The 22,137-nt window shown below is 66.4% G+C and carries 19 protein-coding genes; 5 read left to right on the top strand and 14 right to left on the bottom strand.

The genetic code is table 11. From position 1 onward, the window contains the following. Positions 1–183: 183 nt before the first annotated feature. The 10 genes from D7D52_RS38430 to D7D52_RS36975 form a co-directional block, all read right to left on the bottom strand. Positions 184–597, bottom strand: coding sequence for a hypothetical protein (locus D7D52_RS38430; protein ID WP_162958850.1), 414 nt, complete (start codon positions 595–597; stop codon positions 184–186). Position 598: 1 nt separating this feature from the next. Continuing rightward, complete coding sequence (locus D7D52_RS37015; RefSeq protein ID WP_120743587.1) at positions 599–6,259, bottom strand: putative T7SS-secreted protein; 5,661 nt, start codon at positions 6,257–6,259, stop codon at positions 599–601. Continuing rightward, a complete protein-coding gene (locus D7D52_RS37010; protein WP_120743586.1) occupies positions 6,260–6,922 on the bottom strand; it encodes a hypothetical protein in 663 nt (220 codons plus the stop codon). Then, positions 6,919–7,314, bottom strand: a complete 396-nt coding sequence (locus D7D52_RS37005; RefSeq protein WP_162958849.1) for a hypothetical protein — start codon at positions 7,312–7,314, stop codon at positions 6,919–6,921. Before D7D52_RS37005 ends, D7D52_RS37010 begins: the two co-directional genes overlap by 4 nt. 156 nt (positions 7,315–7,470) lie before the next feature. Further along, positions 7,471–8,244, bottom strand: a complete 774-nt coding sequence (locus D7D52_RS37000) for an SDR family oxidoreductase (RefSeq protein ID WP_246023545.1) — start codon at positions 8,242–8,244, stop codon at positions 7,471–7,473. Positions 8,245–9,029: 785 nt separating this feature from the next. After that, the gene (alc, locus tag D7D52_RS36995) at positions 9,030–10,058 is read right to left on the bottom strand and encodes an allantoicase (RefSeq protein ID WP_120743583.1); all 1,029 of its coding nucleotides are present in this window, start codon (positions 10,056–10,058) and stop codon (positions 9,030–9,032) included. Further along, the gene (locus tag D7D52_RS36990) at positions 10,055–11,269 is read right to left on the bottom strand and encodes a DUF6986 family protein (protein ID WP_120743582.1); all 1,215 of its coding nucleotides are present in this window, start codon (positions 11,267–11,269) and stop codon (positions 10,055–10,057) included. The genes alc and D7D52_RS36990 overlap by 4 nt, the downstream gene beginning before the upstream one ends. Beyond that, complete coding sequence (locus D7D52_RS36985; protein ID WP_120743581.1) at positions 11,266–12,012, bottom strand: aspartate/glutamate racemase family protein; 747 nt, start codon at positions 12,010–12,012, stop codon at positions 11,266–11,268. Before D7D52_RS36985 ends, D7D52_RS36990 begins: the two co-directional genes overlap by 4 nt. 75 nt (positions 12,013–12,087) lie before the next feature. Continuing rightward, a complete protein-coding gene (locus D7D52_RS36980) occupies positions 12,088–12,822 on the bottom strand; it encodes a GntR family transcriptional regulator (protein ID WP_120743580.1) in 735 nt (244 codons plus the stop codon). Between the two features lie 75 nt (positions 12,823–12,897). Further along, a complete protein-coding gene (locus D7D52_RS36975) occupies positions 12,898–13,344 on the bottom strand; it encodes a MarR family winged helix-turn-helix transcriptional regulator (RefSeq protein ID WP_120743579.1) in 447 nt (148 codons plus the stop codon). Positions 13,345–13,430: 86 nt separating this feature from the next. Here D7D52_RS36975 and D7D52_RS36970 point away from each other — a divergent pair, with 86 nt between their 5' ends. Both D7D52_RS36970 and D7D52_RS36965 read left to right on the top strand, forming a co-directional pair. Next, complete coding sequence (locus tag D7D52_RS36970) at positions 13,431–14,843, top strand: DHA2 family efflux MFS transporter permease subunit (RefSeq protein WP_120743578.1); 1,413 nt, start codon at positions 13,431–13,433, stop codon at positions 14,841–14,843. A 64-nt stretch (positions 14,844–14,907) separates the two neighbouring features. Continuing rightward, a complete protein-coding gene (locus D7D52_RS36965; RefSeq protein WP_120743577.1) occupies positions 14,908–15,465 on the top strand; it encodes a DUF6817 domain-containing protein in 558 nt (185 codons plus the stop codon). 30 nt (positions 15,466–15,495) lie between these two features. Here D7D52_RS36965 and D7D52_RS36960 read toward each other — a convergent pair whose 3' ends face one another. Beyond that, positions 15,496–15,975, bottom strand: coding sequence for a DnaJ family domain-containing protein (locus D7D52_RS36960; RefSeq protein ID WP_120743576.1), 480 nt, complete (start codon positions 15,973–15,975; stop codon positions 15,496–15,498). Positions 15,976–16,183: 208 nt separating this feature from the next. Between D7D52_RS36960 and D7D52_RS36955 the strand changes: the two genes are divergently transcribed. The 3 genes from D7D52_RS36955 (at position 16,184) to D7D52_RS36950 (ending at position 19,341) form a co-directional block, all read left to right on the top strand. Further along, positions 16,184–17,746 carry a glycosyltransferase family 39 protein gene (locus tag D7D52_RS36955; protein ID WP_120743575.1) on the top strand — a complete coding sequence of 521 codons (1,563 nt, stop codon included), beginning with the start codon at positions 16,184–16,186 and terminating at the stop codon, positions 17,744–17,746. Positions 17,747–17,847: 101 nt separating this feature from the next. Next, on the top strand, positions 17,848–18,174 hold the full coding sequence (locus tag D7D52_RS38425; protein ID WP_162958848.1) for a hypothetical protein: 327 nt from the start codon (positions 17,848–17,850) through the stop codon (positions 18,172–18,174). A gap of 138 nt (positions 18,175–18,312) precedes the next feature. Further along, entirely contained in the window at positions 18,313–19,341 is a 1,029-nt protein-coding gene (locus tag D7D52_RS36950; protein WP_162958847.1) for an NPCBM/NEW2 domain-containing protein, read from the top strand. Between the two features lie 57 nt (positions 19,342–19,398). Here the strand turns inward: D7D52_RS36950 and D7D52_RS36945 are convergent, their stop codons facing one another. From D7D52_RS36945 to D7D52_RS36935, 3 genes are all read right to left on the bottom strand, one after another. Then, a complete protein-coding gene (locus D7D52_RS36945; protein ID WP_281279244.1) occupies positions 19,399–20,232 on the bottom strand; it encodes an endo alpha-1,4 polygalactosaminidase in 834 nt (277 codons plus the stop codon). A gap of 900 nt (positions 20,233–21,132) precedes the next feature. Next, entirely contained in the window at positions 21,133–21,447 is a 315-nt protein-coding gene (locus D7D52_RS36940) for a hypothetical protein (RefSeq protein WP_120743572.1), read from the bottom strand. Between the two features lie 163 nt (positions 21,448–21,610). Further along, entirely contained in the window at positions 21,611–21,937 is a 327-nt protein-coding gene (locus D7D52_RS36935; RefSeq protein ID WP_120743571.1) for a hypothetical protein, read from the bottom strand. Positions 21,938–22,137 lie beyond the last annotated feature (200 nt).

Here is a 22,137-nt window from a genome sequence, read left to right as displayed (position 1 = left end):
CCCTGTTCTACAGATTCAGCCGCAACTATCCAGCCTGGGCGCGCAGATCCGGAAAGCGGTGCCGTCGAGGAGCCCCGCATGCCCGAGTTTGCGCGCCAACTCGTCACCGAGGAATAGCACGCCATGGGGCGCGCGTGGACATTTGCCTTCTGGATTGCCGACTATGGGTCTGCCACTACAAGGCTAGCTCAACTTCCTTTTCGCTCGGTGTCTAACTTTCTGGCTAGCCCAATTTGCCGTTACGAGCCCCGTTAAGGCATCCGAGAGTTCTTGATCATTAGGCAAGATTTCAACCCAGTCGAGCGCAAGTTCCGTCCAGTACTCACTCCGCATCGAGATGGCGGTTCGCAGTATCGATTTCAGCGAGATGAGATCGGAAATCGTTCCTACGGCCAATCCTGCTTCCCGCTCTTTTCGCCCGATGGTCGACATCACCTGATCGCGATCAAGCTCCAATAATGGCAGAAGACCCACCAGGTTCGCGTGGTCTATCGGTTTGGTTGGTTCATGCTCTGTCCCGATGTGCAGCTCGCCGTCGGAGACTCCCAGCCAAAGACCAGACTGGTAACGTATGACCGGAATCCACTCTCCCTGCATGTCACATCCCTGCGTAGTGGTCGACATTGAATCCGTAACCTTTCATTGTCTCCACGAATTGTTTCCGGATGTCATCGGTCCAGTTCTGCCAGAAATGTCCACTCATCTCATTGGTGCTCATTCCCTTGCCGACGCTGTTCCAGAATAGCCCGCCCACGACCCGGCTGGGATCCGCGCCGATGCTGATAGCAAGCTGTTCGTGCGGGCTTCCGTGCATTGCCCTCGCGTACTTCGCGACATCGCCGACCGCGAATCGTCCGTTGTCCGGGTCGAATACGAATTCGATGCCGTGTGGCGGGTGGTAGTTGTTCAATGCGGCGAAGGATTTCACCCGGTCACTCGCTTCGATCACTCCGGGTTTGGGGCCGCTGCCGTCGAGTTTGTCGGCGCCGCTGTCGTGACAGCCTTCCGGGATGAGCCCCAAGGGGTCGGTCCAGACCGTAGGGTTGTGCGGATACGCACCGGGGTTGGGTGCCGGAGCCAGGCCGAGCGGATCCTGGGTGAGGAATCGCCCGGTGGCGGGGTCGTAGAGACGGTTCAGGTTGTAGTGCAGTCCGGTTTCGGGGTCGTGGATTTGTCCCGGAAACCGGAGTGGGGTCGAGGCGTCACCCCGCCACGTCGTGACTCCCCAGAGATTCGTGGTCGCCTCGGCGACGAGCTCCGCCGTGGTGGGGTCGACGAGATCAGTTGGTGTACCGACGAGATCAGTGACGATGGCGTAGAAGGCACGGTCGACTGATGCCTGGTCGGTGGTCTGCGTGATCGGTGCGGTCGAACTCGGCTGGTACTGCCATCGCGTAGTCGTGTCGCCGGTGGCCTGCTCGACGAGACAGGTGTCGTCCCAGGTGTAGTCGGTGCGTTCCAAGACGGTGCCGTCGGAGTTGAGGCGCTGTTTGGTGGTTCGGCGGCCTACGGCGTCGTAGGTGTAGCGCCACCACTGCCCATCGGGAGTGCGCGCGTCGGTGAGTTGGTCGAACGCGTTGTAGCGGTAGTGCCAGATGTCAGGTTTGCGCGAGATCCGCGCGGTGACCTTGCGAACGAGGCGGCCCGCGGCGTCGTAGTGGTATCGAGTGCGGCCGTCCCGGACCAACAGGTTTCGGTGGTATTCCCGGCGGCCCGCGGTCGAGTTCCGATGCTCGACAATGGATCCGGAGCGCGATTCGACTGAGCCCGTGCCGGGGACGGTCGTCTGTTGCGATCGACTGGGCAATTCCTCGCAGAGGATGTTGCTCAGCGGGTCGTAGGAGTACGCCGCTGTCGTCGAACCATCGTGGGAGAGCGCGGTGACCCGACCGAGTGCATCGAGTGCGTAGTCCCGACGCTGCACCGATCGTTCGGGTCGACGGACTGTGTGACTGGCGAGGTAGCCGTCGGGGCGGTACGTGAAGGTGTCGTGGCGCAGGTTCCGCGGGTCTGGGCGTCGCGCGGGAGTCGGGTCGAGATTCAGTGTGGAGCCGGGGAATCCGACGACTTGTTGTTCGGTGACGCGGCCGATGCCGGACAGGGTGCGGCCGATGGCGAGTTCATCGACGCGCCATTCGGTCGGCCGACCGGCTCGGTCGTAGGCGAAGGTGATGTGGTGACCATCAGCTGACATGCTCCGAACGCGTCCGGTGTAGTCCCACTGCCAGCTGGTGACGACGCCGCTGGGCGTGGTGCGGCTGACGCGGCGACCGTGGGTGTCGTAGGCGAATTCCATCGCCGGCCGGTCGTCGAGCCGTTGCGAGATCGGCTGTCCGGTCGCGGTGTAGGTGAATTCCAGTGTGTGGACTGGGTTTTCGCCGATACCGGAGGTCGCCGTGAGGACTCGACCGACGGGATCGCGGCTGTAGCGCTGCCATTCGCCGCTGCTGGCAGCGATTTCGGTGACCCGCCCGAGCCGGTCATGGGTGTATCGGCGCGTGTCGTTGTTCGCTGTGGTGACGCTGGCGATGTGTCCGGCGCGATCATGGGTATAGCGGCTGGTGGTCTCGTTGTAGTCGGTTTCGGCGGTGAGCCGTCCGGCCTGGTCGTATTCGTAGCGCCAGATGTGCCCCAGGCCGTTGGTGACCGCGATCAACCGTCGTTCGGTGTCCCACTGGAAGCGGGTGACCGAGCCGTCGGGGGCGGTGCGGGAGGCGAGCAGGTCGAACGCGCCGTAGGTGAAGGAGGTCATGTTGTCGGCGCGGTCGGTGTGGGTGAGCATGTTGCCCTCCCCGTCCCAGGTCCACGACTCGCCGTAGCCGTCGGGATCGGTGCGGCGCAACAGCTTTCCTGTTGCCGACCATTCGTAGCGGGTCACCGCGCCGAACGGATCGGTGACCTGGACGGGGCGTCCGAACCCGTCGCGTTCGAGATGGGTGGTGGCTCCGTTGGGCTCTGTCATGGTGATCGGCAATCCGGCCGCGTCGACCTGGACGGTGGTGCGCGTACCGGTGGATTCGCGGATCTCGGCGATCGCCCCGTTGGGGTGGTAGCGGTATACGGTGCGCACGCCGCCCGCGTCGGTCACGGCGATGAGGTTTCCTGCCGTATCCCATTCCTGCTGGCACACGGTCCCGTCGGCGTCGGTAATCGCCGAGGGTCGGTTCGGCTCTGTGTACTCGATGTCGATCCTGGTCCCGTCCGGGCGTATAACGCGGGTCAGATCGCCAGTCCCGGTGTAGGCATAGTGGGTGCTCGCTCCGTCGGGGCCAACGACTTTCAAGGGGGCGCGTTCGGAGTTGTAGTCGAAATGCGTGTGTCCGCCGACCGGATCGATCACATCGCGCAGGCGCAGGTCGCGGTCGAATCCGTGTGCGGTCACCGCATCAAGGGAGTTGGTGACCTTGGTGAAATGGCCTGTGCCGTCCGGAAATTCGTCGTAACTCAGCTCGCAGTCGAGCACGCCGTCGGTACCGCGTTGACGGATGACCCGTCCTGCCTGGTCGTAGGTGTTGACCATGCTGTTGTCGTTGGAGTCCGTCCACGACAGCATGCGGGAGTATTCATCGTAGGTGTAGCGCGTGGTCGCGCCCACCGCGTTGGTCACCGCGGCCAGATTGCCGACCTCGTAGGCGAATTCCCTTACACGCGTATGGAGTTCGGTGCCAGCTTCGTTGCTCCCGACGACGGTCAATGCGGTCACCCGGCCCGCGACGGTGTCGATGTTCACGCGGTAGCCGCTGGAATGCGACACCGCTACGGGGAGACCGGTCGCGTCGTAATGGAATCGAATACGGTTGAGGTGACGGTCGGTGATCGCGGACAGGGCGAAGTTGCCCAACCGGGCATCGAGACCGTCGAGTCCCGGCTCGGGTGCGAAGTGGAAGATCAACTCCCGCTTGGGATCTCGCACCTGGTAGCTACCGGTCTCGGTGCGTGTCAGGGTCCAGCCGCGGCCACCGAACAATGATTGTTCCGGCCGCCCGGTCTCGGCATGGGGGAAGGCGAGCATGATGCAGTCTTCGCCGAGGAAGGTGACACCCTCATGGTCGACGATGACGCGCATGTCGAGTGTCGTGGACCACGAGGGGCCGAACCAGCGGCCGTAACGGTAGCTGGAGCGGTGGGTGCGTCGCAGTACCAGTCCGAGCACGCCGGGCAGGTCGACGTCGGTTTCCGGGAGCAGGAAGGCTCCGGTGGCGATGTCGACCGGATCGTCGGTGCAGGTTTTGTCCTTCAGATCGCTGGTGTCTTCGGGATGGCCGCCGCGCGCGTCGTCGGGGGCCTGCCGGTCGGCACCGGCATGATCCTCCAGAGTGGGATGGTGCCCACCGGGCGCAGGTTCGGGCTGATGCTCGTGCTGCGGCGCGGCGTTCCCCGGCTGTGAGTCATGCCCGCTGGGATGTGCACCGTCCCGGTCACCGCTCAGGGCGGGATCGTGATCAACGGGGGGTTGGCGACCATCAGCCGCCAGTGTGTGGGGCTGATCCTGCGTTTCGCCGTGCGGTGTCTGGGCAGTCGGTTCGTTGCGAGGAACCGGCGCGTCTGCGTTCGGATCCGTTCGCAGATTCTCGGGTTGCTGGTGAGGACCAGGAGTCCCTTCGCCAGGCGCACGTTCGGTCGCCAGGCCCGGTTGCCCTGGCTGCTCGGTCGCGAGACCGGGCTGCCCTGGCCGATCCGGGTGCGGATCCGCCGGGGATGGCTCGTGAGTTACGTCGGCAGATCGGGGTTCTGCGGTCGGGTTGGGTTGCGGGGCGGCACGATCGGGGTGCATCGGCGCATCAGCACGCCCCGGCGAGGCTCCGGGCTCCGCGGTGCCAGGGTGGGTGTCGGTCGGATGTGATTGTGGGGCAGCGCCGTCTGGATGCGGAGCCGCAGCCAGCCCGCTGTCCGGTGTTCCGGCCGGGCCCGGGGCAGTTACCTCCGGCTTCGGCGCACCCGCACTCGGGGACTGCGGCGCAGCGGCCCCCGGCTGCACAGCGTCCGGCCGAGGCGCCGACGGATTCCCCGACCCGCCTGAGGGTTCCACGGGACGTTCGAGCGCCGGGCTCCCGCGGCCGGGGATCGAGGGTGCCTCGATACGCGGCACCCCCTTGGGCACCGCACCGGGAGCATCCTTGAGCACGTCGGTGGCGACCTTCGTGACCTGGACCGCCTTGGTAGTCTCCTCGATCGTTTCCGCGGCAAGCTTGGGGGCTGTGCCCGCGCCGCCGGTGGCCACAGTGAGGATGATGTTCCCAGTGATCGCGCCGCCGGTCTCGAACGGATTCTTCCGCGCATCCGAGAGCATCGCATCGACCACCGCACCCGGATCGGCGGCCGCGGTGACCAGCCCGGTGCCCAGATCGGCCATACTCGAGAAGTACTCGGCCGGATGCGACATGTTGTACGGGTCAAGGATGTTCGTCGAACGCGCGAACTGCACGATCGACGAGAACGATGTCAGAAACCCGGTCTCGAAACTGAGCTTGCCGTAGTCGTAGACACCCTTCAGGTCATCGAAGTCCGCGCTCAACCGCTGCGACAACGGCGGCTCGGTCGGAGCCTCCTGGGTTCCGGCCTGCAACCCGGAGACGATTTGGGACGCGATGTTGTCGCGTTGGGAGCGCGCGTTTTTCAGGATCGCCCGCGCCTCGTCACGCATCGACGTCCACGTGTCGACCAGCGGAGTGGCTTTCTTGTCCTTGTCCGACAACGCGTTCCACGCCGACTTCTTCGACTTCTCTTCCTTGTCGGCGGCTTCCCACTTGTCGATCGCGTCTTGGGCCTTGGCTTGCGCAGTCTCCAGCGCCCAGTACCAGTTGTCCAGGTGCGCCGCTGCTTTGGTGAACGCGTCCCCGGCGGTGAACCACGCCTTGGGCTGCTTGTCGAACTCGGTGTGAAACGCGGTGGCGGCCTTGCCGGTCCAGTCCGCGACATCGATCTTGCGCAACGCGTCACCGGTCGACTCGATCGACGAGGACATCGACTTCAGCTTGCCCACCACATCATGGATCGCCGAGGGCTCACCGTGAATCAGCTCGGTCTTGTCCTTGGTCTGGCCGAGTTCCTTCTCGAGAATCTCCCCACCGAGCACGTTGGAGATCTGATCGCCGATCTCATCGATCGCATCGGCCACCCCACCCGCCCCGTGATCACGAGCGAAGTCCGCGACCGTGTGCGCGCCTCGGTCGATGATCGAGCCCGCTTTGGTCTCGACCTCGTCGACGGCGTGCTCGATCGCGCCCCCGACATTGTCGATCCAGTCCCCGATCCCCACCTACTTGCCCGCCTTGCCGCCGTTGGCCCCGCCGGTCTCGGGAGTCAGGATCTGCGCCGCTTGCTGCAACGCGCCTGTATTCCACCCGGGCGCGGTGGTGCCGGGCGTCGGAACTACGACGGTGGCGGGATTGGCCAGGGCGCCGATGTTGGCGGCGGCTTGCGGAGCGACCGTCTTGATCACCTGCGCGTCCAGCTGCATCTGGTCGGACATCTTCTGGAACGACTCGGCGCTGTAGTCCGGGTGCGCGAGCGCGTTGAAGGGATTGTCGGACAAGGTTTCCGACAACGACCGCTTATCGATCTGGTCCTTGGTCAGGTGCGGATTGGAGAAAAGGTGCGAATACACCTCTTTGAGCGCGTTCTTGGCCTGATCGTCCATCATCTGATAGCGGCCCGCCGCCAGCCCGACGGCCTGAGCCATGGTGTTGGCCGACTGCACCAGCGACCGCACGCCCCACGACCACCGGTTGCAGAAGGTCTCGAACGTCGACTGCACCGACGCCTTGCCCGCCTGCAACGGTGACAGTGCCAGCAGTGCGAACCCGCGGCCCATCGCGCCGGTCTCCTTGATCCCCAGATCCGACAGCTGCCCGATGATCGAATTGATCCCGTTCGCGGCCTGCGTCAGCACCGCCGGCTCGACCTTCAACTCCTCACTCACGCGACCGCCCCCTCAACAGCCTCATCCGACAGCTCAGGCGGAAACGCCACCGGCTGTGCCCCGACACAGTCGATCGACACGCCTGTCGGCTCGGGTCGCTCCGCCGCCCACGCAATCAGCCGAAACCCCAGCAATTGCTGATAGCTGTACATCTGATCCTCCAGCACCCCGCGAGCAACCATGTAGCGGGCGTACTCTTCGACACTGGTGAACGCGCAGATCCAATCGATTCCTCGCACGCGAGAGGTATAGACCTCGTCGTGGCCGATCAGCGGCACCAGCAACGCCGCATTGCCGCAGGCGCGGCGCAGCAAATCCGGGTGCCCGAACCCGGCATAGAACGCGGCGATCTCCGACCGCAACACGGCCAGACCGTCCCCAATCTCCGTCACAGCGACCCCCTGAACAGGCAACTCCCCGCTAACAGCAGTACGCCGAAGACTACCCGACCGCTCCGACTCGATCGACACGGTAGATCACCAGAACTGGCCGCGAACTGCGTCCCGCAGTCACGGCCAAGCCGCCATCGACTGCCCGGCGAGCCGTCGTCAGGATTTGGTGTACTCGATTTGCGGCTTCGACTCGACGTATTTCGCCCAGGTCTGGACACCATCGCACTGGCCGGGGCAGGTATTGTCACCTGCCCGGAATCCGCGCCCGATCTTTCCCGGGACCGGTAGCCGCAGTCCCCGCGGCCGGGTGTGAGTGGCATGCCAGATATGCAGCATCTGTTCGAGGGTCAGGACCTCCGGACCACCGAAATCGGCGATCCGGCCGACCGGACCCTGCTGAGCCAGGGCGGCTACGTGGTGAGCGACATCAACGGCGGCGACGGACTGGAACCGAAAATCCAGCGGCAGCGGCGCAATCGGCGATCGCGATGCGGTATGCAGGGCCGATGCGATCAGCTCGTGGAATTGGGTTGCGCGAGCGATGGTATGCGGGATGCCGCTGCGTTCGATCAATTCTTCGCAGGCCAGCTTGTTTCGGTAGTAGCGGAAAGGTATTCGATCGATGCCGACGATCGACGGATACACGATGTGCTCGACGCTTGCCGCCGCGCCGAGCAAGTTCTGCGTCTGGCGCAGGTCGGGGCGTCCGACCTTGCGCGCATCGGTTGCCGCGTGGACCACGACCCTCACACCGTCGAGTGCCTCCGCGACGCCTTCGCCGGTGGTCAAGTCCCCATTATGGGTACCGGCACCCGTCCTCCGTGACAGCACACGGACTTCATGACCCTGCTCACGCAACTGTTGGACGATCAGTCTGCCCAGGACACCGGTGCCCCCGGTCACCAGAATTTCACTCACAAGTATCAACATCTACCGCCGAAACCTGGTCCCACGCAATGCCATCACAGCTGTTGTGACCTCGGTCATCACAGCGCTGCAATCCACCGTCGACCGCTATCTCACTTGTCGCGACCCCCGCAGCTCAGAAGCTCCCTGCAAACGAGTTACTCACAACTCCGACTGCACCCGAGGACCGCTCAGTGAAAAACATCGAAGGGGATGCCCCCTGGGGAGATTATTCAGCCGTTGATAATGGAGTTGCCCCGGTGTCCTGAATGCGTTGTTCCAAGGCAACGGCATTCGCCGGGGCTCCCCCTCATCACCGAAACGGCGAAGGAGAGGGCACGTGTCCTGCCGCAGGCGATGAGTCTCAGTCGCATTCTCGCCGGGCGTGGTGTCGGGCTTCGCGATATTGAGCCCTTTTCATCCTGAATGGATGTTGTTGGTAGGCAACGGAACTGGGTTCGGCGCGCCTCCGTGGGGTATGAGGAAGCCCTTGGTAGGACGGCTGTCGACCAAGACACGCTGTACCCCAAGGGCTTCCGTTGCTTTTCTACCGTTCCGCGCTGCCGTTGTCACGCCAGAGTCTGCACTTCGTGGCCGGGCTGATCCGTCCACCCTCGGCCGCGCCTGGATGCGCATCATCTGGGCCTGCTGGCGCACCAAAATCGCCTACAACCCCACCCGGCACGAGCCCGAAAAACAGCCAATCGCCGCATAGGGGTTGACTCAGGAAACTCATGGCTCAATCCTTTTATGGCGTGCTCGGGGGCCCTGCGTGGTTACGCAGGCTGCCTCCTCCGGGCCCTGACCGATCACGCCAGGTCATTTTCCAGCTCGGCGCGCAGGCGCGCGCGGGCCTCGTCGGTGAGGGTGCCGAACAGGCGCAGCCGCGCCAGGCCGCCGTCGGGGAACGCGTCCAGCCGCACCCGCACGACCGCCTCGCCGGCGTCGATCAGGAAGCGGTGGCGGGTGTCGGGCTGCAGCGCGGTGCGGCCCAGCAGCTCCACCTCGGTGCCGTCGGCGCGAATACCGGTCAGCGAACCCGCGCCGGGGCTGTTGAACAGGAAGTACGAGGTGTCGATCTCCGCGGCGGTGATGACGCCCTCGGCGGCCAGCTGCACCAGCACCCAGTCGTTGGTGTTCTTGTCGCGGCGGCGCGCGGTCTCCCAGCCGTCGCCCATGCTGGCGGCGCGACCGGGCATCAGCACGTTCTGCGGGTGCGAGTAGAAGCGGTTCGAGCAGTCGGCGACCAGGCCGCCGTTCTCGATCGCGGCCAGATCGAACGGGCCCGATTCCAGCCACGACAGTTCCGGCTTGGCGATGCCGTGCACGCGCAGCCGGGCGATGCCGCCGTCGGGGAACATGCGCAGCCGCACGTGGGTCCAGCGCTTGGGCGAATCCACCTCGAACGGGTTGGCCGAGTCGCCGTTCACCTTGGCGCGCTCCACGATGGTGGTCCAGCCCTCGGCGGCGACCAGCTCGTCGGTCGACGGATGGCCTTCCACCGCAATGGCTTCCACCGACACCTCGGGCGGGTAGTTGCCCTTGAACCAGGCGGTGTCCACGACCACGCCCTTGATCACGCCGGGCACGCCCAGGCGGATGATGGCCGAATCGCAGTCGTCGCCGGCCGGGTGGTCGCCGTTGTCACCGCGGCGGCGGCGGGTCTCCCAGCCGTCGTACACCTGGCCCTTGTGGCCGAAGGTGGCGGGGGAGTAGGTGGCCGCCTCGGGGCGGATGAGGTTCTCGCGCTCGGCGAAGGACTCGTCGTTGGCCCACAGCACGGCGCCACCCAGGGTGCGCACGGCCAGGTCCGGAAGCAGCGTGAAGTCGTCGCTCATAGCGCCGGAATCTTCCTTTCTCGCAATTGATTCAGTACATCGACAGAGGCTTTGGGGGCGATGGCGGTGACATCGGCGGGATCGAAGGCGCCGCATTCCAGGCCGCGCAGCACCACGGTCGCCAGCGCCTGCGCGGTGGCGGGCTCGTCCATCACCGCGCCGCCCTGGCGGTCCAGGTAGCGGCCGATGCGCGGGGCGGCGACACCCAGGCCCGCGCGGAAGAAGGCGAAGGTGGCCAGCCAGCGGGTGACCAGGTGCCCGGCGCCCATGTCCCAGCCCTGGTAGTAGCCGCGCTCGAGCGAGCGGGTGACCAGGCGGAAGTGCCGCGACACCGCCGCGCGCACCTCCGCGTCGGTGCCGAGCGGCAGCACCTGGGTGGAACCGTCGCACACCCACACGCCGGTGGTGGCCGCGGCGGCCTGCATGACGGCCTTGGCGTGATCGGCGACCGGATGCTCGAGCGACTGGAACGTCGGGGCGATGCCCAGCGCGGCGCTGTAATCGTAAGTGCCGTAGTGCAATCCGGTGCAGCGTCCGGCCGAGCGCTGGATCAGCTGCGACACCGGGGAGCTGCCGTCGGCGGCGACGATGGCCTGCGGGGACTCGATCTGCAGCTCGAAGTTCAGCGCTCCGGCGGGCAGGCCGTGCGCCTGCTCGAGGGCCTCGCACACCCGCACGGTGAGGTCGGCCTGCTCGACGTGGCGGATCTTGGGCACGGTGAACACGAAGCCCTCCGGCACACCGCCCGCGCCCTCGAGGACCTTCTCCAGGGTGCGGAGGGCGCGCGCCCACTCCAGGGTGGTCAGGCCCTTGGTGCGGATGCCGCGCGAACGCACCTCGGCGGGAAGGGCTTTGAGCACCGCACCCGCATTGAGGGCCGCGGCGTCCTCGATGTCGTCGCCGCGGGTGCCGTAGCCGTCCTCGAAGTCGAAGCGCAGGTCCTGGATGGGCCGCTCGCGCAGGGTCTCGAAAACCCTTGCCACGACGTCTTCCCCGGCCAGTTCGACCAGCAGCTCACGCTGGGCCTCGGCGAGTTCCAGTGCGGCCGAACCCCATTCGCGCGGGGTGTCGACGGAGGCGTCCGCGCCGGACACGTACGCGGTGTGGATCGGCTGGCCGGGCCGGTCGCCCGGGTAGAGCCGGACCAGCTCCGAATCCACAGCCTGCACACGGGATTCGATCCCGTGCAATGTCTCCGGTGGCAGCGTCACGCCTGCGCCTCCTTGTTCTCGATGCCGAAATCGGCGAGCAATCCCACGTACGTCTTCGGTAGTGGGGCCGCGAATTCCCCGCGGCCGGACTTACGCAACTTCATGGTGACCAGCGATTGCACGGTCAGCGTGGCGGCGGCGACGCCGTCGACCACGGGTACCCCGACCTCGTCGGTCAGGAATTCACACAGATCCGCCATGCCCGCGCAGCCCAGCACGACCGCGTCCGAGCCGTCGGCGGCCACGGCCTCGCGGCAGGCGTCGGCGATCACCCGGCGGGCCTTGGGATCCTCGAGTTCGAGCACCGGGATCTCGCAGGCGTGCACGTTCGCGCAGAAGCGTTCCATGCCATAGCGTTCCGCCAGCTCCCAGGCGCGGCCGGCGGTGCGGGCCAGGGTGGTGACCACACTGAAACGGCGGCCCAGATGGCTGGCCGACTGCATGGCCGCCTCCGCGATGCCGATCACCGGTCCGCGCGCCAGCTCGCGCGCCGCGTCCAGACCCGGATCGCCGAAGCAGGCGATGACGTAGCCGTCCACGCCCTCGGCCTCGCCCTTGGCGATCTCGGCGAGCAGGCCGGGCACCGACAGCGCCTCGTCGTAGTGGCTCTCGATGGAGGCCGGGCCCATGGCGGGGTTGACGGCGTCGACGATCGTGCCGGGGGCCGCGACCAGACGCGCGCTCTCCCCGATGAGGGCCGTCATCGCGGCGGTGGTGTTGGGATTGATGACCCGGATCCGCATGGGTCCACGCTATCGAACGGACGCCGCTTCGGGGTTGCTGGAACCGTATATGTTCACAAGCCCCTGGCTCGGGGGTTATATATCTTCTTCACCTGCGGGTTCGGCGAACAAACCGGTGTCGGTGGGTAGGTGTGCCAGGACACCGCTGAGGCGGGCGTGATGGCCCTCGCTGGCCGACAGCAAACCTTCAGCATCCCTGACGAGGAAGGCTTGCAACTGCTTGCTGTGATCGGCGTGCAGCACCACGCGGTCCATGGTCGACACGTGCACCATGGGCTGCACCGGTTCGGTGATGTTCCAGGCGTATTCGAGCATGTGCACCACGCGCGGCATGCCCGAGGGGCGCACCAGGGCGAGATGGAAATTGCGGGTCTCGCGGTGATAGGCGACCGCGTCCTCGGTCAGCACCGCCTGCTCGAGGCGGGCGTGAATGTCGCGGGCCAGTTGATGATCGGCCTCGGTGGCGTTGTGCACGGCCGCGGCCATCGCCACCGACTCCAGGCGCTCGCGCACCACGTAGAGCTCGCGGAGCTCCTCGGAGGTCAGCATGGTGACCTGGTAGCCGAAGTTGGGGCGATGCTCGACCAGGCCCTCGCCGATGAGCGTCTGCAGCGACTCGCGCACCGGGATCGCGCTCACGGTGAACATGCGCGCGATCTCGCCCAGCGGCAGGCCGGTGCCCGGTGGCAGGTTGCCCTCCAGGATCAGGCGGCGCAATTCACCGAGAATCTCCTGCTGGGAGTAGCCGCGGCGGGCATCCAGGGGAGGGTTGAGCTGGGGCAGGCGAGGTAGGCGAGGACGAGAGGGCACGGCCTCGATCCTAGCCGGTCGCCTTTTCGGTGCGTACACCGTACCCGCCGCGCTGGTGTCGGGCCGGGGTGTGGGTCAGATCTCGTCGCTGTCGAAGCCGAGGGCCTTGAGCGAAAGCCGGTGCAGCGTTTGCCGTTCCGCCGGGGTGAGCCGGGCCAGCAGGACATCGGTGGCTTCGAGGATCTTGATATCGGTCTGCGCGCGCAGTCGCTCGCCGGCGGCGGTGATAGCCAGACGGTATTTCCGGCGGTCCTCGGGGTCGCGGGTGCGGGTGACCAGTCCGGCCTTCTCCAGGGAGTCGATGAGGCGCACGACCTCGCTGCGGTCGATCTCCATGGCATTGGCCATCTCCTGCTGCGAGACCTCCGCGCGCTCGGCCAGGTAGGTCAGCACCCAGTGCTCGCGCAGCGGCGTTTCGAGCTTGGCGTGGATGCCCTTGTGCAACTTGCCCAGGGCGTAGGTGGGGTGTCGCAGCAGGCCGGAGGGGTGGAACTGGTCGGCGGCGGGCGGTTCGTCGGTCACCTGCTGATTATATCTATTGTTGAGCTACTCAATCATTGCTACTCTCTGCAATTGAGTCACTCATCAACAACTGAAGGAGAGGTCCGATGACGCAAACGCGTTCGGACACACAGACATCCAGCCTCGACTCCGACAAGATCCCCGCGCACGTCTGGCGCACCGCCGCCGTCGTCGTGTTCGGCGCGGTCATGGGGATGCTCGACACGTCGCTGGTCAATATCGGGCTGCACACCATCGGGGCCGATCTGGGGGCGTCGCTGGCCACCATCCAATGGGTAGCCAGCGGATACCTGCTGGCCCTGGGGGTTTCGCTGACCGTGTGCGGCTGGCTGGCCCGCCGGGTGGGCGTGACGCGACTGTGGATGGGGGCGCTGATCGCCTTCACCGTGGCCTCGACCGCCTGCGCGTTCGCGCCGACCGCGAGCTGGCTGATCGCGCTGCGCATCCTGCAAGGTCTGGCCGCCGGGCTCATGATTCCCGCCGGACAGACCATCCTCGGGCAGGCGGCCGGACCGCAGCGCATGGGCCGGGTCATGGGCGTGGTCGGCATCGCCGTGGTGGGCGCGCCCGCCATCGGGCCGACCATCGGCGGGCTCATGCTGGCGCACTGGAGCTGGGAATGGCTGTTCCTGATCAACATTCCGTTCGGACTTGTCGGGCTGGCGGCCGGACTGCGGTATCTGCCCCGTACCGGGGGCGTGCCGGTGCAGCGGCTGGACGTGCTGGGACTGGTGCTGGCCGGCGGCGGCGTGTCCGCGATCGTGTACGGGCTGTCGGAGGTCGGGTCGACCGGATCGTTCGGGTCGCTGTCGGTGTGGCTGCCGCTGGTGCTCGGGGTGCCGGGGCTGGGAGCGTTCGTCGTCCGCGCCCTGCGAGAGGCTCGGCCGCTGCTGGACATCCGCCTGTTCGCCAACCGCGGGTTCCGGGCCGCCACCACCGCGTGCTTCTTCGCCGGTGGTGCGATGTTCGGACTGATGGTGTTGCTGCCCTTGTACTTTCAGGTCCTGCACGGCACCGGCATCATCCGCACCGGACTGGATCTGCTCGCCTACGGGCTCGGCGGGATCATCATGCTGCCGCTGGGCGGACGGCTCACCGATCGGTTCGGCGGCGGCCGGGTCGCGGTGATCGGCAATCTCGCGATCGCGCTCACCGTGCTGCCGCTGGCGTTCCTGCCCGTCGACGTCAACGGCCTCGTCGTCCAATTGCTGCTGTTCGCCGCCGGTCTGGCGACCGCGGTCGGGGCGATGCCCCTGGTCTCGTCCGCCTACGCCGCCGTCCGCCACGAGCAGCTGCCGGATGCGACCGCCCTGGTCAACATCCTGCAACGGGTCGGGGGTGCGCTCGCCGTGGCGCTGGTCGCCGTGATCCTCTCGCGCGCAACGGCATCCGGGTGGGCGCCGGTGACCGGCTACCACGTGGCCTTCGGCGGGCTCGCCGCGCTGTCGCTCGCGGCCTCGGCCGCCTCGACCGTGCTGCGCGGCCACCAGCGCGGCTGAGCCGGTCGCGGGAAGTGGCGAACGGAACTGCCGCGGACCGCGATTCGCGCGCGACACTGAAACGGTGAACGATCACGACTCCCTCGCCTCCCGCAGGGCCCGCGTCGAGCGGTTCCTGCGGGATCGGGGTGCGGACACCATCGACCACCCCGGCGGCACCCTCCTGGCCCACCTCCGGCGGGTCGCCGACACCCTCGCCGCCTGGGGCCACACCCCCGACCTCCGGCTCGCCGGCCTGGCGCATGCCGTCTACGGCACCGACGGCTTCGACCAGTCCCTGGTCGACCTCTCCGATCGCGCAACGGTGGTGGACCTGGTCGGCCCGGTGTCCGAATCCCAGATCTACCTCTACGCCTGCTGCGACCGCTCCGCCGTCTACCCCCGCATCGACGCGAGCCAGCCGGTGTTCCGCGACCGATTCACCGGCCGCGAATTCGAGCCCACGCCCACCGAATTCCGAGCCTTCCTGGAACTCACCGTCGCCAACGAACTGGATGTCCTGGCGCACAACAGCGAACTAGCCGACCGCTACGGCCCGCCCCTCCTCGACCTCTTCACCCGCGTCCGCCCGCACCTGAGTCCCGCTGCCTGGTCCGCCTGCGAATCCCAACTGGCCACCTGACAGTCCGGTGACTCTCCGTGCGAGGGCGAACTAGCCGAAAAGCCTTCGCCACCAAGGCCGTTCGACCCGTGGTCGGTGGGGCGCGGCGGCTGGAGTGCGGGCGGCCCGGGCTTTCTCGCGGTGGGTGCGCCAGGTGGCGACTACCTCGTCGGTTTTCACGGGACCGAGCGAGACGTGGGGGCCGGTGGGCATGCGGAGGTAGTCGACTATGCGTTCGTTGAGGGCGGTGACGAGGGCACGGACTTCGCGTTCGGAGTGGAGGTCGCGGACGGTGTCGTGGATGCGTTCGCGTTCGCGGCGCAGGATGATCGCCTCGGGCAGGAGGGCGTCGGCGGTTGCGCCTTCGCGCTTCAGATAGCTTCGCAGCCAAGAGTTCTCGTCGGTGGCGCCGGGGGGAATGGGTTGGCCCGCACCCTTCAGGTTGTCGAATTCGCCGCGCTCGGCGGCCTCGCGCACCTGTTTGTCGATCCATGATTCGAAGGGCATTCCGGGCGGCTTGCGCTCGGTCATATCCCGATCCTACCGGCGCGGCGGCGGGGGTCATGGCGCGCAGGGTGCGTCCATCGCACGCTATCGGCGCGTGCGGGGCAAGCCCCGGAAACGACCGGGGCGCTCAAATGTGAAATACCGGTTAGTCTGCTGACCTGATCGACGCCCGGCACTGCCGACATTCGGTTCTGCCCGGCGTCTTTTCGTGGTTTTCGGGAGGGCAAACAGGATGTCTACCACCGACGCGGCGCTGCGGCCCGAGGTCGCCGACCCGGTCGCCGAACCGGTGCCGTTCGCCTGGAAGGGCGTGCTGGCCGTGTCCTTCGGGTTCGCGGCCGTGATGGGCATCGCGGCGGCTCGGATCAACTACTTCGGGGACGAGCTGTATTTCCTGGCGGCGGGTCGCCGGCTGGCCTGGGCGTATCCGGACCAGGGTCCGCTCGCGCCGTTCGTGGCGCATGTGACCGATCTGGTGGCGCCGGGTTCGGTACTGGCGCTGCGGATTCCCGCGCTGGCGTTGATGGCCGCCGCCGCCATCCTGGCCGGGGCCACCGCCCGCGAACTCGGTGCGAGGCCGCGGTATCAGATCCTCGCCGCCCTGGCCTACGCCGTCTCGCCGCTGGCCTTCGACCAGGTGCAGCTGATCACGCTCACCTTCGACATCCCCTTGCAGGCGTTGATCGTCTTCCTGCTGATCCGGTGGGCGCGCACCCGCCAGGACTGGCTGCTGATCGCCGCGGGTGCGGCGGCCGCGCTGGCGTTCCAGGCCAAATGGATGGTGCCGGGGGTGTGGGCGATGCTCGGTCTCGGCGTGCTGGTGGCCGGGCCGCGCGAGGTGCTGCGGCGGCCGGCGCTGTATGTCGGCACGCTGATCATGGTGGTCGCCATGATTCCGGGCATCGTGTGGCAGTCGCGGCACGGCTGGGTGGAATCCCAGATGACCGAGATCATTTCGCAGGAGCAGCACGCCGCCAACACCGGGCCGTTGATCTGCGCGGTCGAGATCGCCATCCAGTGCGGGCTGCTCGGCGGGCTGCTCAGCGCGCTCGGGCTGTGGGGGCTGGTGCGGCTGGAAGCGTTGCGGCCCTATCGTTTCGCGCTGATCGCCGGGCTGCTGCTGGTCGCGGTGGTTCTTGTCGAGAACGGCCGGTCCTACTACGTCGCCGGGTTCTGGCCCGCGCTGCTGGGCGCGGGCGCGTTCGCTTTGGGCACCGTCGAGGTCAAACGCCTGACCCGACGGCTGGTCAACGCGGTGGCGGTGGTGTCGGCGGTGCTGTTCACCGCGTGGATGATCGCGATCCCGCTGCCGAAGAGTCTGATCTCGAGCCCCATCACCAACCAGGCCCAGTACTGGATGCGCGAATCCTGGTTCGGCCCCGACGGTTACACCACCTTCACCTCCGCGGTGAACGACGCGGTCCACAGCCTCCCCGAACCCGAGCGCGCCGGCACCGCGGTGGTCGCCGCTGCCTACGTGCAGGCCAGCGCCCTCGAGGAATTCGGCCGCGACTACCACCTGCCGCCGGTCTACAGCCCCAACCGTGGTTTCGGCTACTTCGGCCCGCCCCCGGACTCCGCGCGCACCATCGTCTACCTCTCCGTCGACGGTGTGGGCGACAAGGAATTCCTCGCCCAATTCGACTCCACCATCGAATACCGGAAAATCAACGACCCCAACGGTCTTCCCGGCCTCGAACGCCTCGTCACCGTCTACATCTGCCACAACCCCAAGCGGCCCTGGTCGGAAACCTGGCCGGGCCTGATGACCCTGACTTTCCCCAGCGGCATCTGACAATCTCTGCCAAACGGATCTTTTTCCGCCGGTTCCGACATCACGCGCCACGCGAGTCCGCCACCATGGAAAGCCGCCGACTTTCCATGAGGGGGACCCGCGTGCCCGATGCCGACCAGCGCCGAGAAGGAATCTGCGACGCCCTGCTGACCTGGCTCTACGTCGAATCTCAGTCCCATTACTCCGGTTCCACGCCCGCCCCGGAGATCATTGCCGCCCAATCCGATTGGCAATCAGGACCGATCTCCCCGCGAGAACTTCTCGACGCCGCCTGGACCCTGATGCGGCAGGGCCTGGTAACCAGCACCACCCCACCTGGTCAACCACCCGCACTGCGGATCACCCCCGCCGGATCCCAGGCCCTCGAGGCAAGCCGCACCCGCCGCGCGTCCCCGCCCACGGCGCGCGGCAAGCGCTGGCGCTCCTGACCCGACAGGGCGCTTCAGCTGGGCAAACCGACCGGAATTCTAGGTGAGTTCCAGGGGCCGATTTCATGGCCGCGGAGGTTGGCGTGGGCCAGGATTGGAGGCCGTCGACTTCCGTGAGGGGGAACTGGCGTGTCCGATATGGCAGGACGTCGGGAACAGGTGCGGGGCGCGCTGCTGGCGTGGCTGCGGGCCGAGACGACGGCTCATCGGGAGGAGGTGACGCCGTCGCCGGGAGCCGTTGCGGCGCAGGCCGGGTGGCGGGCCGCGCCGATCACGCAGCACGAACTGGTCGAGGCGGCGCAGTCGCTGATCGATGATCGGCTGGCGGACAAGGGGGAGCGCGACGGGCACCCGACGCTGCGGCTCACCGCGCAGGGGAATCGGGTGGCGGAGTGGAACTCACACCAACCACCGGCGAATACCGATGCGGCGCATACCTCGATCCATATCACCGGCGGTCTGTCGGGCACGATGAATCTGTCGCAGGGCAGTCCGCACGCCCGGCAGGCGGGCGCACCGCACGGCGAGGACGAGCCCGGCGCGCAACGCCGGCATCGAGGCGCGATGCGGGTCGCGCTGGCCACGCTCGCGGTCGGCGCGGTCGGCGTCCTCGTCGCCGTACTGGCCTGGGCGCCATGGAAAAGCGGCCCCGGCGCGGCATCGCCCGCCGTCCCGACCACCACCGCGGCGCTCCCCACCGCCGCCCCGACGACCACCACCACGACCACGGTGACGACGACGCCGTCCACAACACCCGTACCCGCCAAACAGTTCCTCGCCGACATCATCGGCACCACCTCGTGGTACGTCGGCACCTCCGACGTCAACGGAACGACCTACCCCCATTCGATCGCCGGCCGCATCGGCGGCTGCAACGCCGACGCCAACCACGTCTTCAACCTCGGCCGCAAATGGAACCAATTCACCGCGGTCATCGGCCTCAGCGACGGCCACGACACCAAATCCGTCGTCCGCTTCGAGGTCTACGCCGACGACAACCTCATCTACACCTCCGACAACATCCCAGTCGGCCAATCCCCGACGATCACCGTCCCCATCACCGGCGTCCTGAACCTCAAACTCCGCTACCTCTTCGTCCAAGGCGACATGGGCCTCTGCAGCAACGCCGGCTACGCCGTATGGGCCGACGCCGCCGTCTCCAAGTGACCCCCTCTGGCGTGTTGTGCGCTCACAGGATCGAAGCTAGTTCAAGAACGGGCTCGTTCAGCAATGCTGGTAGAGGTATCCGGCGTTGCCGTACGGGACCAGTTTGCGGTCTCGAAGGATTGTGGTGGCTGCTCGGGACGGGTCGGTGCATACCCGGTCGAACGGGGTGCTGAGGTTGTCCGGGTATTCGATGTCGATCACGAGGTCCCCGTACACGTTTCGATAGCTGTCGCACTCGCGGAACTGGAAGCACTCCTCGGTGACGGCGAAGTCGAATCCCGCTCGGGTCTTGGCGCGGGCGCTCAGTTCGGCCGCGTTCTTCTGTCCGACGGCGAGATGCTCGTCGTGCGCTGCCCGCACCAGCAGCGCGGCGAGGTCGAGATTCGTTTCCGCCGTGAGCTGCCCGCGCGAGCGGCTGTAGGAGTCGAGGTTGTCGAACTCGACAGCGCGGAAACCGGCGTCGCGGCACCGTCGAACGGTCGGTGCGAGGATGTCGGTCAGCAGGCGGCGTTTCGCGTCGGTCGAGGTGTCCAGGATCAGTTCGTCGGGCCAGTCCGGGTCGGCGATCGGGATGCCGGAACGGTCGACCAGGACGAGATCGCGGCGTTCGCTCAGCCAGCGTTCGCGATCGGCGGGCTGGCTCTGAAAACCGTTGACATAGCAGATGTTGTAGACGCCGGGCGCCGACTGCGCAGTACTGTCCCGAGTCACCACTCCGACCCCAGCGGGCGGTGGGTAGGCCCCGCCGAGTTGGTAATCCGCGACGGCTCCGGTGGGCGGAAGCTGCACATTCGCCGTCACGGCTGCGCTCGGCGGCGCGGCCGCCTCATCCTCGTCATGATCCGTCCCGCAACCCGACGTCAAGATGAGCGAAATCGCGACGATCACCATCATTGTGGAGGAGAGCAATGTTCGTTGCGGGCTTCTTCGCCCACCGGTGATTGCGGCCCGCCTCATCTTGATCTGCCAAGCGGATGTGGTCGCGCGCAGTCTCTGCATTCGAGGACTGCGATGCGAAACCTGCTGCGATATAACATGTCTCGGCACGTATCCCCACTTTACGGTGTCGCGGGGAGCGGCGTTGCGGTGAATACGTTGTCGGGGTCGAAGCGGTTCTTGATGGCGAGCGGTCGCGTGCGATGGCTGCCGGACGTCGTCCAGATGTCGCGATGAAGGTGTCCGCTAATTCTGTTGAGTCACCACGGCTGTGGGCTCGAGCCGGACAGCAGGGACAGTCCAACAGTCGGTGGACTCGGTTGCGACTTCGAGTCCGCATTGCTCACAGACAAGGTTGGGGCCCTGCCCGCCGTCGGGGCCGCAGCAGCCGGAGGTCCTGTAAGGATCGGTGTGTCTGGTAACGCCCCGGACATCAGCCGGATTCAGGACGATCGTTTTAGCGGTGGAATGCTCGCCGTTGCTCGAGCGGACCGCGGGTTCGGGATCGATTCCATAGGTGCCTTGTGCCATGAGGGGGAGGTAGCCGTAGTCGGTTTGCTCATCTCGGGTGGCACGCGCAGGTACATCGGTCTCCACGACAACGGTGGTAAGTGGCTGCCCGCATTTCAGGCAGGCGAATACCGTCATAGGTGCCGGTCCCGATCGGTAGCAGTCTTCATGGAACCTCGCCGATGCTGCAGAGAGTTAGTGTCAGCCAAATACTGCGTCCGGGCCAGTGCCCGCACCCCAACTGGGGTAACAGCCGTCATGGACGGAGCTGGCCGATTCGAACCCAGCGGGAAGAGCCAAGAGAGTGCGTTCCCGCCGACGGTCTGACAAGTCTCTCGTCCGCGATCACAGGGGAAGGTCCCCCACGATGCGTGCGCCGTTGTCGAAGACGAGCGTCAATACTTCATCTTCCGTCTGTGCAGTGGCCACTCGGCATCGCAACAAACCCAGGACTGGGCCTGCCGTGCGGGGGTCGTCCCCGGTTCGGACATCCCATTCGTTGCCCTCGGCGTCGGTGAATTGGAAATCGTTGAGATCCACGCAGGGATCGCCTGCAGCGCGCGGGACCGGGTCGAACAGCACGATGCGCACCCAGCCGCTCCAGACCCATACCTGCTCAACTTCCAGGCCTGACAATCCCGCGTACCAATCTGCGACCACGATCGGCAGCGTACTGGCGACCTGTGCGGTCCGTAGCCCGACAAGCTCTCTGCCCGTTGACCTTCGTCGGCCCGCGGTCCGCCCTACGTCGATCCGCCCTGAACGCGGCTAGTGAGCGGATGTTTGTAACGACGCTCGGGAGGGGAGGCACGGAAGCCCGTAGTCAGATGTCGAGTGTGTCTGCGAAGTCCTCCGTGTAGCCAATGAGCAGGATCCGCTGTTCGCTGAGTACCGTCGCGAGCTCCGACCAGGCGGAGGAGTCCGGGGCACCGTACAAGGAGGCCAGGTCGGCGACCACTGCTTGCGCTTCATCAACGGTCGGTACGGAGGGACGGTCGAAGCCGAGAAGCGAAGCGCCGGTACCGATGTGGCGATAACCATGGCCAGCCATTCGCCGCACTATGGCGTAGTTCTGGAAGGTATCCCAATCGCCTTCGAAGTAGCCGTTCGGGATTCCGGCGAGAGCAAGGTCGTCACGACCGACCGGCACGCGCTGAGGTGATCTCACCAAGTTTGTTGTGTGCCTGAATGATTCGGGCATTCGTGAGTTTCGGGACTTGCCCGGACACAGGCGTGGAGTCCCAGGTAAACGGTTTCTCACCACAAGAACCTGATACCTGACAGCTCAAGAGCTGGAAAGTGCTACGGAAGCTACGTTGCTGCCCGCACAAGGCCGGACAGCTCGCCAAA

Source organism: Nocardia yunnanensis, from assembly GCF_003626895.1.
In the GTDB taxonomy this organism is placed as follows: domain Bacteria; phylum Actinomycetota; class Actinomycetes; order Mycobacteriales; family Mycobacteriaceae; genus Nocardia; species Nocardia yunnanensis.
Note: the sequence above shows the minus strand (reverse complement) of the source record. Positions and strands in the feature narration are given on the sequence as shown.

Coding starts and splice junctions, on each gene's coding strand:
- D7D52_RS38430 (WP_162958850.1), bottom strand. CDS start 597: ATGCAGGGAGAGTGGATTCCGGTCATACGTTACCAGTCTGGTCTTTGG.
- D7D52_RS37000 (WP_246023545.1), bottom strand. CDS start 8,244: ATGTTGATACTTGTGAGTGAAATTCTGGTGACCGGGGGCACCGGTGTC.
- alc (WP_120743583.1), bottom strand. CDS start 10,058: ATGAGCGACGACTTCACGCTGCTTCCGGACCTGGCCGTGCGCACCCTG.
- D7D52_RS36985 (WP_120743581.1), bottom strand. CDS start 12,012: ATGCGGATCCGGGTCATCAATCCCAACACCACCGCCGCGATGACGGCC.
- D7D52_RS36970 (WP_120743578.1), top strand. CDS start 13,431: ATGACGCAAACGCGTTCGGACACACAGACATCCAGCCTCGACTCCGAC.
- D7D52_RS36960 (WP_120743576.1), bottom strand. CDS start 15,975: ATGACCGAGCGCAAGCCGCCCGGAATGCCCTTCGAATCATGGATCGAC.
- D7D52_RS36955 (WP_120743575.1), top strand. CDS start 16,184: ATGTCTACCACCGACGCGGCGCTGCGGCCCGAGGTCGCCGACCCGGTC.
- D7D52_RS36950 (WP_162958847.1), top strand. CDS start 18,313: ATGGCAGGACGTCGGGAACAGGTGCGGGGCGCGCTGCTGGCGTGGCTG.
- D7D52_RS36945 (WP_281279244.1), bottom strand. CDS start 20,232: ATGGTGATCGTCGCGATTTCGCTCATCTTGACGTCGGGTTGCGGGACG.